The 12,682-nt window shown below is 58.5% G+C and carries 11 protein-coding genes; 9 read left to right on the top strand and 2 right to left on the bottom strand.

What is annotated here, in order from left to right; translation table 11 throughout:
* Positions 1–10: 10 nt before the first annotated feature.
* Positions 11–610, top strand: coding sequence for an NADPH-dependent F420 reductase (locus NP503_RS15785; RefSeq protein WP_127266894.1), 600 nt, complete (start codon positions 11–13; stop codon positions 608–610).
* Between the two features lie 89 nt (positions 611–699).
* On the opposite strand, the gene NP503_RS15780 is transcribed toward NP503_RS15785, so the two are convergent.
* The gene (locus NP503_RS15780; RefSeq protein WP_164748768.1) at positions 700–993 is read right to left on the bottom strand and encodes a hypothetical protein; all 294 of its coding nucleotides are present in this window, start codon (positions 991–993) and stop codon (positions 700–702) included.
* A gap of 335 nt (positions 994–1,328) precedes the next feature.
* Positions 1,329–3,410: a sensor histidine kinase gene (locus NP503_RS15775; protein WP_127266893.1), complete on the bottom strand. Its 2,082-nt coding sequence runs from the start codon at positions 3,408–3,410 to the stop codon at positions 1,329–1,331.
* 43 nt (positions 3,411–3,453) lie between these two features.
* Here NP503_RS15775 and NP503_RS15770 point away from each other — a divergent pair, with 43 nt between their 5' ends.
* The 8 genes from NP503_RS15770 (at position 3,454) to NP503_RS15730 (ending at position 11,648) form a co-directional block, all read left to right on the top strand.
* On the top strand, positions 3,454–4,131 hold the full coding sequence (locus NP503_RS15770; protein WP_236382927.1) for a response regulator transcription factor: 678 nt from the start codon (positions 3,454–3,456) through the stop codon (positions 4,129–4,131).
* Positions 4,132–4,413: 282 nt separating this feature from the next.
* Entirely contained in the window at positions 4,414–5,913 is a 1,500-nt protein-coding gene (locus NP503_RS33300) for a collagen-like protein (protein ID WP_127266891.1), read from the top strand.
* A gap of 41 nt (positions 5,914–5,954) precedes the next feature.
* Positions 5,955–6,800 (top strand): DUF6065 family protein, encoded by an 846-nt coding sequence (locus tag NP503_RS15755; RefSeq protein WP_306254310.1) that lies wholly within the window; start codon positions 5,955–5,957, stop codon positions 6,798–6,800.
* On the top strand, positions 6,781–7,515 hold the full coding sequence (locus tag NP503_RS15750; RefSeq protein ID WP_127266890.1) for a L,D-transpeptidase: 735 nt from the start codon (positions 6,781–6,783) through the stop codon (positions 7,513–7,515). The genes NP503_RS15755 and NP503_RS15750 overlap by 20 nt, the downstream gene beginning before the upstream one ends.
* A 412-nt stretch (positions 7,516–7,927) precedes the next feature.
* Entirely contained in the window at positions 7,928–8,362 is a 435-nt protein-coding gene (locus tag NP503_RS15745; protein ID WP_127266889.1) for a hypothetical protein, read from the top strand.
* A gap of 71 nt (positions 8,363–8,433) precedes the next feature.
* The gene (locus NP503_RS15740) at positions 8,434–9,036 is read left to right on the top strand and encodes a DUF3011 domain-containing protein (protein ID WP_127266888.1); all 603 of its coding nucleotides are present in this window, start codon (positions 8,434–8,436) and stop codon (positions 9,034–9,036) included.
* A gap of 990 nt (positions 9,037–10,026) precedes the next feature.
* Complete coding sequence (locus tag NP503_RS15735; RefSeq protein WP_127270500.1) at positions 10,027–10,983, top strand: DUF1403 family protein; 957 nt, start codon at positions 10,027–10,029, stop codon at positions 10,981–10,983.
* A 2-nt stretch (positions 10,984–10,985) separates the two neighbouring features.
* On the top strand, positions 10,986–11,648 hold the full coding sequence (locus NP503_RS15730) for an SMC-Scp complex subunit ScpB (protein WP_063169436.1): 663 nt from the start codon (positions 10,986–10,988) through the stop codon (positions 11,646–11,648).
* Positions 11,649–12,682 lie beyond the last annotated feature (1,034 nt).

Below are 12,682 nucleotides of genomic sequence, written 5' to 3'. Positions count from 1 at the left end.
GAGAATATACATGAGCTATGCAATTATCGGCTTCGGCAAGATCGGCCAGGCTCTTGCCAAGGCGTTTGCCCGCAACGGCATCGAAGTGTCCGTGGCAACCACGCGCGACCCGGAAAGCTTTGCATCAGCCGCGGCCGCGATCGGACCCACGATCATCCCGAAAACGCTGGCGGACGCGGTCAAGGCGGACATCATCTTTTTGGCTGTCCGCTTCGAATCGCACCCAGATGTCGCGAAGGCGCTGTCAAGCTGGGAAGGCAAGACGATCATCGACGCGACGAACGTGTTTCCAGTCTCCGAAGAACTGGACGGTCTGCCGTCCTCGGCCTTCGTCGCAAAGGCGTTCACCGGCGCCAAGCTCGTCAAAGGCTTCAATCACCTGATTGCGGCCACCCTGGCTGCCGATCCGATCGTCGAGGGCGGCCACCGGGTCGTCTTTCTTTCGAGCGACGACGAGGACGCGATCGCTCCCGTGGCGGTCTTGGCCAAACAACTCGGGTTCGCACCGGTCAAGCTGGGGAAGCTCAACGAGGGCGGCGCACTGGTGCACGCACGCGGCCGCACTTGGGGCCAGCTGATCTTCCAGGATCAGTTCAAGAAGGAGCAATAACGGATTTACCGTGCGCCGTCAGAGTGGCCGGTGTTCGACGCCGGCCACATCGTCAGCCGAGCGCGCAAAGCGACGCGCTTGAAAGCGGCTTACATTTGCCTGGGATCCTTCGGCCGGCAGGTGCCTGCCGCCCATGAATCGTAGTTGCAATAGCTGATGTCCCAGCCGGCATCGCGTCTTTTGGAAGTTACCTCACGACCGCCCGCGCGGATGGGTCCGAAGCCACCCCAACTGCCATCCGAGCCTTTGTAATTTCCCATGACGCGATAATTGCAGTTGTTTACGACGAAGTTGCCGTCCATCGACACGCATGCCGATGCGACAGTGGAAAGACCGAAGAAGGCCGTGCCGGCGACTGTGATGGCGAGAGAGGCTTTGCGCATAGTGGTCTCCTAACTGGCTGGGCGAACCAACCATTACGAGACCTTGGGCCGGGCCTCTTCCCCCATTTGGGCTAAACCGGCTGGCAAATTCACAGCGGCTGGCTGCGCTTGCGGACGCCATGTGCGGAGATGCCGAATGGCCTGCCCATCGCCGAAGCTTTACGGCCTCCGCGAAGGCCAGAGTGTCCTGGGTCGGGCGGCTCTTCCGCCGCCTCTCTACCAGATCCGCAAGGTTTACCGGAGGTTAACGGTAGACAATGAGCGGCCGCAACTGTGTCTCTTTCCGACCATTTCTTCAGTCCTGGTTCGGCCCAAAAGCCATACGTCAGGGAGGGTCACTTTTCAGGGGCAGGCCAGTTCCCCTCGACGGGCAGTGAGAGGCGGAATGTCGACCCGTTGATGTCGCTGGCGGCCAGTATGAGACCGCCGCCGTGCTGCCGGGCGATCTCGCGTGAAATGTAGAGCCCTAAACCGGAGCCGTTTACCAATTGGCCCGCGGCGCGATAGTACCTCATGAATATGAACTCGTGGTCGTCGGGCGCTACGCCAGAGCCCTGATCCACCACGTGTACAAACGCCACGCCCTGCTCAGTCGACAGCCGGATCGTCACAGAGCTGGTCACCGATGAGTATTTCAGGGCGTTCTGGATCAGATTTTGTATTACAATCTCCAGCAGGTTGCGGTCACCTTTCACAATCACTTCGTCGCCGTGAGTGAAGCTAACACGTCCGGCCGCAGCATCATCCAACCCCGCTTCGGCGGCGTGCAAAACCTCATTCAGGTCGAACATCTTGATCGTGGGAAGAGTTTTCTGCCCACCATTGAGCCGGTCGAAGGCTAGGACGTTTTCAATCAGCGATGACATCCTTTTGACGGTCTGGCGGATCCTTGTGGTGCGCAACTTGATATTGTCGGCGCTTTCACCTGCAGAAGATGACAGATTGTCGGCGGCGGCAGAGATGACGGCCAAGGGGCCGCGAAACTCATGAGATACCAAGGCCACAAAGTCCCGCTGCTGAGCCAGAGCATCGTTGGCGGTGTCCAGAGCCTGCCTGAGCTTGAGTTCAAGCTGGTGACGTCGATCCACTTCCACCTTGAGCGAGGCGTTTCTTTCCCCAAGCTCTGCGGTCCTTTCGCGCACCTTGACAGTCAGCTCCTGCTCGGCCAACCGCGACACTGCGATGACGCGATCCTTCTCCTCGCTCAAGCTGCGCTCGGCAAGCCGCGTTCTCTTTGCGACGGCTGCGCTGAGCAACGCCAGGTGAATCACGGTCCCGCCGGCCAAGAATCTGGACAAAGAGCCGTCCAGCTGGAACGGGTTGGCCCCAGTATACATCACCTGCATCACCAGCAGGACAGAGATTACGCCCAAAAATGCAATCGCCGACAGTAGGTATTGATACCGTCGCCGCACAATGAGCAGATAGAGCACTAGCAGCGAAATGAAGATGAGAGACAGCTGCTGCAGTCGCGATACGAAAAACCCGACGTCGCCGTAGCGTCCCGCAATCGCAAAAGCCAAGGCGATGCCATTGAGCAGTACAACACCCTGGGAGACGCGCCACGCCCAGATCAAATGACGGTGAAACTCAAATAGTCTAGCCAAAAATAACATCATGACTATACTGTATAAGCAAACGATAATACCCCAAATTAGGTGTATGATTTTCGGCTCTAGGGACATCAGAACTTCGGATGCATATCCCATGTGGAAGAGACTTATTAGCCCAGACTCTATGATAACTGCGATGTATAGAAGATATAAAGAATCCCTGAGCCATACGGCATACAGAAAATTGGTGAAGACCATGACGAAAATAGCGCCAACCACCATGCCCATGATCCAATCGTCGAATCGGCGATACTCTTCATAGCCTTGACTCTGCCAAAGGTTCAGCGAAGTGGTGATCGAGGTCGACGATTGGAGTCGGATGTAATAATCGGTTCGAGTGGACGGCACGGAGATCGGGAAGACGGCCGGATATGCGTCGGCGTCTGCTCCATCCCCTAGGTTGAGTTGGCTAGGGGGCAAGACCGAATAACCTCCCGCCCCGTCAGAGACATACAGCGTGATGTGTTCGATCAAGGGCCGTTCTACCTGCAGCAGCCATTGCCTTGGAGCCGTTGAGGCAGACAGGGAGAACCGGGCCCAGATTGCGCCCTTTTGGTAGCCCCGCGTGAGCATCGAAGGGATGGGTTCGAACTGGATGTTGGAGCGCTTGGAAACGATATCGTTGATCGTGAGCGCGCCGGTGGGATCATGAAAGATTGCGAGGTGACCGCTGAGTGAAACCGGAGCCTTGAGGCCGTCCGTCGGTTTCAGCGGAAGCGCCCATAACGTTTGCGGCACAAGACACACAAACAATATAGACAATGCGGCGAATAAATGAAATCGAATGCTATCAGATTGCTGCATGGGGTCCGTAGATGGTCGGAGAAGGCTACAAGCGGGCGATCTCGTGATCGCCCCCCTTGTTTATCTTGTTGATGACGACAGGGATTTCCGCGAGGAGATGGTCTTCGGACTATCCAGATTGGGCCTGAACGTACATGGATTTCACAACGCTGCCGCCCTCTACCGAGCCTGCGCCGCCAAGCCGGCTGAAATCGTCATTCTCGACATTGGCCTGGAGGGCGAAGACGGCCTTTCCATAGCTTCCCATTTGCGGGCCTTGCAATCGGTCGGGATCGTCATGGCGACGGCCCGGAGTTCCATCGACGACCGGCTCAATGGTCTTGAAGCGGGCGCTGACGCTTACCTCGTCAAACCCATTGATGTTCGGGAGCTTGCTGCCACGGTGATGACGCTCAATGAACGTCTCAACAGGCGCCGCGCCCCTTCGTCTCCGGCCCCACGATGGACCCTGGAGGAAGGCTGCTGGGTGCTTACCGACGGCATGGGCCATCGCCTTCGCTTGACCACCTCGGAACGGCACTTTTTGGAACGCTTGTTCAGTGAGCGCGGCAAGACCGTCGATCGCCGCGCGCTCGTCGAAGCCATGGGCGCAGACATCTATGACTTCAACTATGCCCACCTGGACACCATCGTGAGCCGGTTGCGTCGAAGAGCCAAGAAATCCGACATGCTTCTCCCCTTGCACGCAATTCGAGGGTCAGGCTTCGCCTTCACCGATTAGAATGATCGTGCGGACCCTGTCCAGAGAGAAGATTGCCGATCTCATCAATTTGGGAGAGGACAGGGAGGAATTCGAGGAGCATCCTCAAACGACTGACAGTAAGTGTAATGATATGACAGTTACTGCGATTGTGAGGAATCACGAGATTAATTACTTCAAGGAAAGGATTGGATAAATCCGCATTCGTTAGATAGTTCGCATTCTATGCGCAATCGAACAGGAATGTGTCGTGCGCGTGGCGAGGTAGATAACGAGGGCGGCGGTGCGCAGAAGGGGTGCGGGATGCGGCAGCATAAGAGAGTTTTATTTGCCAGTTGTTCTATTCTAACCTTCGCATCCATCTATGTCGGGATTACCCCCGCGCTAGCGGGGGCGCCAAGCAACGAACAACTCTATCAGATGATTTTGGACCTGCAGCGAAATCAGAAGCAGATGGCGCGCAAACTTGAGGCCGCCTACGCCGAGACTGCCCAGGTTAAAGGAGAACTGGCCACCCTGAGGGGTTCGGTGGCCCAGAGTCGCGAGATGGCTGCGCTATCCTCGGTTGAGAGGCGCATGTACCTGTCAAGTCCGCAATCCGACACTCGTGCCGTTGCTGCGCCCAACGTGCGTGTCGGATTCGGCGCGGGAACCAATGGTCACGACCCGTATGCCTTTACCGACGGTTCCGTGGCGCTCCCGCTCGGTGAAAAATACGGCTTCCAGGTGGATGCGATTGGTGGCGTGACGCCAAACAGTAACTTCACAGGTGCCGCCGCGCATCTATTCCGCCGTGATCCGAAAGTTGGGGCGCTGGGTCTGTATGGAAGCTACCTTCATGGCGGAGGTGGTTACGATGATGGTGGAGTTCTTGAAAACGGCTATGTCGAAGGCAAGCTCGGCGTTGAAGGCCAGTACTATCTGGGCCGGGCCACGCTTGAGGGACTTGCCGGCATAGAATGGAACTCACTTGAAGAGGACGTCAGTCCGTTCGCCGAAGGCAGGGTCGGGTACTATCCTACGGATAACTTCAAGGTTAATGGCGGCCTGCGTCATCGCGACGCCTTTGGTGGTAGAACGCAACTTGTTGGCGGCGCCGAGTACCTGACCGAGTTCGGAAGCGGAATAGCGACTTCTATCTACAGTGATTTCAGCTTCGATCTGACGAACAGCGACGTCTCCTCAAGCGGCGATTTTTCTGCGATGGCCGGTTTGAGATTCCACTTCGGCACCAATGGCGATCGAAGCGCCCCGAAGACAGTTTTCTGCAAGGATCCGGACCAGAATTTCGAGTGCGCGGTCACGGATGGTCAGAACGATTATTATGCCGACAAGCCAGGTCGTTCCTTGATTCAGCGTGATCGTGGCGACTTCCTTCCATCGCACATCGTAAGAGACGTTGGCAACTTGCCGACGCCTTCCACCAATGTTTGGGGACAGCCAGGGGCGCCTGGCGCACCCGGCGAGGCTGGTGCGCCTGGAGTGCCCGGCGCGGAGGGGCCTGCCGGACCCACTGGGCCTGTCGGACTGCCCGGATCGGATGGGACACCTGGAGCGCCCGGCGATACCGGCGCGTCTGGACCTCCCGGCGCGCCCGGCGCGGAGGGACCTGGCGGACCTGCTGGGCCTGTCGGACTGCCCGGATCGGACGGGACACCTGGAGCGCCCGGCGATACCGGCGCGTCTGGACCTCCCGGCGCGCCCGGCGCGGAGGGACCCACTGGGCCTGCCGGACCGGTGGGACCTGCCGGACCGGAGGGGCCTGTGGGACCGGAGGGACCTACCGGACCGGCAGGCCCATAGTACCCCCTTCTGTCCTGGTCATGCCGCTACGGTTTGGCGGCATGATCAGCAACTTAGAATCGAATCGTTTGAGGATAGCGGAGAGTATGACCGGCCCGCGTCTTGACTGTATGATCCAGGCTCCGAACCCCCCTGAGCTTGTCGCCGCGGAGGGGACGCGAGATTGGATGGATGCGACCGACCAGCATTTCGCCTATCGTTGCACGCCGCTTTCAATCGCCAATGCCAGCGGATGGGAATTGTTGAACCCCATAAATGTGACTGTTACTTGGAACGGATACAACACCACAAAAGACATCGCCTTCCATGTAAACGAACCGAACGTCACGCACCGATTCATCAGCTCGACCTTCGGGCACGGCATAGTAACCTTTCATCCGGGTTACGTGTTTCGCACCGAGCCGGGCTGGATGGTGTGGGCTCGCGGCTCCCCCAACCGGATGAAGGACGGAATCGCGCCCCTGGACGGCTTGGTGGAAACCAACTGGCTGCCGTTCAGTTTCACCATGAATTGGCGCTTCACCCGCCCTGGGTCTGTCACTTTTGCCAAGGGCGAGCCTTTCTGTTTCATCACCATGATGCCAAGTGTCGCTATCGAGCAGGTGCAGCCGGTCATTCGTCCGATGGAGGACGATCCTGAGTTCCATAAAGAACATAAGGTTTGGAATAGCGAACGTCGACGGTTTTCGGCCGGGCTGCAGATGAACGACGAGCTTACCAAGGAGATGAAGTGGCAGAAGCACTATCTGCAGGGTGTTTCGCCGACGGGGAAATCGGTCGCGGATGACACTCACCGAGTAAAGCGAACTCTGAAGCGGCCGATCCACATCGACCAGTTGCGGGCCCAGGAAAAAGGTTCGCCAGTAGATGAAGCTAGCCAAGAGTAAGCGGCCTGTGCGCATTCCTCCAGTTGGATCGCTAGCATTTGGCCGTTCGATTAACGGGTCGGTTTCGAGCAGAGACGAAAGACCGGAATGCATCCGCCAGTTCGTGCGGTCGGGCTTTGTATTGGCGCTGGCGGCGCTCCTTGTCGGTTGCCTGGCGGATGGAAAAGGTAGCCCGAATACGGCTACAGAGTTAGTTCGCGTGAAAGCCGCTTACGCGAGGGAGCCGCATGAGGTCTTCATCGTCGATCGCAGCAAGTTTGACCAACGCTTTCTGCCTGTCGATGTGACGCCCCCGGAACGCTTGCCTGCCGGTACGGTGTTGATCGATACACAGCAGAGGTTCCTCTATCTATACCGCCTCGATGGAACGGCGCGGCGCTATGGCATCGCCGTCGGGGCTAGCGGTTACAGTTGGTCGGGCATTGCCAGCGTAGGGCGCAAAGCGGAGTGGCCCGCATGGTATCCGACTGACGACATGCGTAACCAGTCGCCCGACCTGCCGCGCATGGTCAGGCCCGGCACGCACAATCCGCTCGGCGCGCGAGCTCTCTATCTGTACAAGAACGGCGTGGATACGCTTTATCGTATCCACGGCACCTCAGAGCCCTGGACCATAGGAACTGAAGCGTCCTCAGGGTGCATTCGCATGCTCAACGAGGATGTGATCGAACTCTACAGTCTGGTGCCGCGGGGAGCAAAGGTCATCGTGAAGTGAGGCGAATTGAACAGGCGCAGGCAAACGCTTGCTGTCGGATGCCGCTGGACCATACCCACGCCGGCGGCACAGGTGACGGCAGATTTCTGCTTCTATCGATATTGCGTCATAGAGGGAGAATTTAAGACATAGGCGTCGCTGCTCGTATCGATAGCACTCGCGAATAAGGTTTTGGATACCTTAACCGTCATCTCTGTCCGTCATAATCGACGTTTAGGTATTCTTTTTTACACCTTTTGCGTGTACTGAAATAAAAAAAATCAATGGACGCGCCTATATATCAGTTCACGTCAGTGACGGCATGCCGTTCGTCTTCCCGTTCGCCGTCGGCATCAGTCAGGGCGCGAACGTCCGAAGGACAAATCCAGGCTGATGGGTTGGCAATTGAACGCACCGAGTGAAAGGACCTATGATGAGGCACTCTCTATTCATGCTGGTTTCCGCCGCGCTATTGAGTACCGCCGTTGCGGGTCCAGCGGCAGCGCAGACCGCCGCTGAAACAAACCAGGCCCTTGACGCGCTGTTCGGCAGTCACACAACCTATCAGCAGTTCTTCGACAAGCTGCAGAAGGCTGTCAGTGCCGGTGACAAGCAGACCGTCGCGTCGATGATCGATTATCCCTTCCGCGCCCGGATCGGCGGCAAGGCGATCAAGATAAACGACGCCGCGCATTTCGTGACGGATTACGACAAGATCGTTACCGCCAAGGTCAAACAGACCGTCCTCAAGCAGACCTATCCGACGCTGTTCGCCAATTGGCAAGGCGTCTCAATCGGTGATGGCGAGGTCTGGTTCTCCGGCGTCGGAGACGGCAACACCATCAAGATCACCGCGATCAACGACTGACACCTGGCGGAAGAAATTCCATTTTCGATGATACCGACGCAACCGATCGTTGACCACTCCGGAGGGTTCACATGCTACGTTACCTGTTCATTGCTTTGCTCGCGCTCGGCTCATCGTGGATGATCTCTGATGCCCGCGCACAATCGACCGTCGAATGCCAATCGAGGCACTATCAGTATGGCGAATGCTGGGCGGGCCCGCTGAGCAAGCCGCAACTCATTCATCAGACTTCCGGAAGTCCTTGTATTTTGAACCGGACCTGGGGCTACAATCCACGCAGCAAATATATTTGGGTCGCGCAAGGCTGCTCCGGAATTTTCGCCGATGTCGGCGGCTACCACCATGGACGTGGCGACAGCTTTGATCCCAATGCCCGCATGTATGACCATCGCGGTCATGACGTCGGCGCGGTGGTTGGCGGAGCTATTCTCGGCGCTCTGATCGAGGGGATGGCGGACGATCATCACAATCGACGGCACACGACGAGTAACTACCGCTCCGATAGCAGCTACAATGGTTGTCATGGCATCGGATGCAAAGTCGACAATCCGGACAAGGCAATCGATACCCGACCGCAATTTGACAGGCAGGGAGAGCCAAACTTTGATGTGCATGGCAACTACCAAGGATGCCATGGTGCAGGCTGCCTTGTCGACAATCCTGACGCGGAGTGAATTGAAGGGCGAAGGAAGCCGGTCACGATTGTCAAAGCGGGGCTCTTAAATCTTTGCCGCAGCATCAATCTTGATCTTCATCGTGGCATCACCACGGCAGACTTCGTTCACCTGCTTCTTGGTTTCTCCTCGAAGCGGTGGAGGCAGCCGAACATGTTCTCTATCTCCTCCTCCATCGTGGCGGCGGCTGAGACGATAAGATCGAGGTTCTTATGCCGTCGATCCATGGGGGCTTGTGCGGAAGCCTCTTTGTACCAAGAATGTACCAAAAGAGAGCCGCTATCCAGAAAAATCGTTGCGAATCAGTCTGTTACGGGAAATTGATGGCGGAGAGGGAGGGATTCCCTTTCACCTCTATGATACTGAAAATACTAGTCTTTTCGCGCTTTTTGTTACACAGTTTGTTACACAGCTACAACTACGATTTATAACCGCTCTAAGCTCGCAGCTTTTGGGCTCGCCTGCCCAATCCATCCGATCTGTCGAAACCGATGGCTTGTAGGACACTCCCGCGTGTGTACGTTGGGGCTTGGGTCAGAAGGTGACCCACAGCAAAGACGGGAGCGCCGCAGCGCAAAAGATCTCATCGGTCAAGGAACAGATAGTGAAGTAGCCTGTGACAATCGGCGCCAGCATCACCTCCAAAGCCGACCAGGAAAAACCCGCAAAAAACGTCGCCCTCAGATACCCCGTCGGCAATGAATATGGGACCGAAGTTGCGCGGCAGATCGGGCGTTAGATGCCTTCATGACATCTGAACCTGAGCAGGCTCCTACGCCGCGAGCCGGCACATTTCCGAACGGAGTTTCGTCCGGCTGCGCAAAAAGGTGCCCTGTCGAGACTTACTTGTTGGCCAAATGGCTTAGCAGGGACGAACTCGTGAAGAGATTGATAATGCAACACTATCAGTCGTTGTGCTGATCCGACAGGCTGTGCGTTTTGGCACGAAAATCATGGCGAAAAGCGCACCGGCACTTTACTCTCCAAATTATGATTCGCCTCGATCCCGCGACCGCCAGCTCCTCTGCGCCGCCCTCCGTTCCCGCGTGGGCGATCACAAGCGCCGGCGCGCCGAGTGACGGCGACGCCGCCTTCCGGGCCGGCGCCGCCCTGGGTGCCCTCGACACGCTCGCCCGCGCGCAGGCAGCCTGGGCCGGCGCTTGGCGGCAGCGGCTGGCGGTTCGCTGCGCCGCCTCCAGCATGCGGCTCGCCGGCCGCGCCGAGGATGCGGCCGCCTTGCGCGATGCCTGGCATTTGCGTCCCCTACGTGCTGACCCCGGTCCCGCAGGCGCCGTCTTTGGCGCCTGGCGGCAGTTGGCCAGGCAGCCGCCCGCCGCTACGCCCGGCCGGCTCGGGAAGATACTCGACCAGCTTGGCCTCCATTGGGACGGCGCCGCGCTCGCCGACCTTTGCACGCAGATCGAAAAACTCGGGGTATCCCAGCGGTCGGCGCCATTCGACGCCGCGGCGATCGCCGCTGAGGTCGTCGCCATGCGTCCCGATGCCGAACTCTTTGGCTGGTGGCTCGCCGACCTGGTACTGGCGCAACGCCTGGGCTGGCCGCAGCCCCTGCCGCTCCTAATGGCGCAGGGTTTTGGACCATCTTTCCGCACCGAGGCCGGCGGTGGCCGGCGCATCCGGCCCGGGGACAAGAATTTTGAGCGGGCGGTTTGCATCGCGCTCGTCGCGGCCGCCGCGGACGCTTGTCGGTTGGCCGCCGAGCTGTCGCGCCGGGCCGAAAAACTCCTGGCGGTGGCGCCGAAACTGCGCGCCAAAGGCGCCGGCGACGTAATCTTTCTGCTGCTCAGTGAAGACGCCGTGTCCGGATCGCTGACGACGGACAATCTGTCGCGCTTTGCATCGCGACGGCTGTTCGAACGGCTGCAGCAACTGGAGGTCGTGCGCGAGCTCTCCGGCCGCCCCACATTCCGGCTGTTCGGGCTGTAGCGATGAGCGAAGCGTCCGCCCGCCGCAAGCCAAACGATCAGCCGGCGCTGCTCGACACCGAACTGGAACATCTGCCGCCGGAGCTGCGCTGGTGCGAATGGATGGCCCGCGTCGAAGCGGTGATCTTTGCGGCAAATGAACCGGTGACACGTAGTGTCCTCGCGCGGGTGGTGGGAAAAAACTGCAATATCGAGCTGATCATCGACGACATTCGCGCCGAACTCGCCGGCCGCCCTTACGAGCTGGTCGCGGTCGCCGGCGGCTGGCAGCACCGGACCAAAAAGGTTTTTGGCGACGCCATTCACGCAGCCTTCGGCACGGCAGCGGGCGAGGGAGCAAAAGAACTGTCGCAGGCGGAGGCGCTTGTCTTGATGTGCATTGCCTATTTCCAGCCGATCACCCGTGGCGAGCTGTCGAGCTTTTTCGGCAAGGAGGTGTCACGTGACCTGATCGGCGTGCTGCGCGCTGAGCAGCTGGTCGCCTCGGGGCCGCGCAGCCCGCAGCCGGGCGCGCCCTACACCTATGTGACGACCAAAACTTTTCTGTCGCAGTTCGGGCTCGACACGCTGCGCCAGCTGCCGGATTTCGAGGCGCTCGAGGACGCCGGGCTGCTGTCGAAGGAGAAGCTGCTGGATCATCCCAGGGTTTGCAGATATCGACGATGATGGCGCCAGCGCCGCGCTCGACGAATAGATGATCCCATCACGGCGGGACACACGCGATCTCGCCGCTCGTCACATAGAAGATTGCGCCACGCACGCCGTCTGGTCTCGCCGGCTGGGTCCTTCGCGTGACGGAAGGGAGGTGGCGGCACGCGTCCGCTTGTCGATGAAGGATAAGCGAACAGGCAATTGATCGAGCCTGGTCGCACATGTCGATCACCATTGAGAGCTCTCGAAGGGAGAAAGTTCAATTGAACCACGTCTACCTTGAGCTTCTCGCGACGATTGAGGCGTTAAGATCCAGCCCATCGGGGCGACCATTCAGACGCTGATGGACAAGGTTCGCGACCTTTCACAGACGATCAAAGCCCTGAAAGACGATCTCCACCAGACAGCCGGCTATGGCCTGCTAAGAACCTAGCCAGCCGGCGAGTGCCCATCCCGGCCATTGTCAGCGAGGCGGCCATCCCAACAAGATCGCCTTGCCGCCACCGCCAATGGCGGATGCTGACAGCAGCGCCATAAGAACGCCAACGTAGATGGGGAAGATCATCCTCGGGCTATTCGTCCTTCCAAATGACAGTCTTCCCCCGAAAATCCCAATGAAATTTGAGGTTGGCTTTCAGTACCTCGGTGGGGATCCTCGGCTCGATCGCTGTGTGGAGAGCGTTATACGTTTCTCGGCAGAAGCTCGGCGGCGGGACATTCAGCTTGTACCCCGACGGGTACCTAAAATCTTGCTGAGAATTCATCAGGTCAAGGTTGTTGGCAATCATCTTCACGTTCCCAATCGGCGGCATTCCTAGGGCCACTGCGGCTTCGTAAATGTCCTCGATCTTGTGACCGAAGCCGAGCCGGAGACCGCGTTTCGACACGCCCTTTGAAGCTAGATACGCTTTCAAGAGGAGTTCTAGGTGTGAGCTTTCGAGAGGTTGTCCATTCGGACCGGACCGAGGAGACTGGAGTTACCACGCTTCAGCATCCATCGGAGGGTCCGAATGAACATCCACAAGAATGCCCGTCTCACACCGCTGCGT

It is taken from the genome of Mesorhizobium sp. SEMIA396 (assembly GCF_024518615.1).
Taxonomy (GTDB): domain Bacteria; phylum Pseudomonadota; class Alphaproteobacteria; order Rhizobiales; family Rhizobiaceae; genus Mesorhizobium.
Note: the sequence above shows the minus strand (reverse complement) of the source record. Positions and strands in the feature narration are given on the sequence as shown.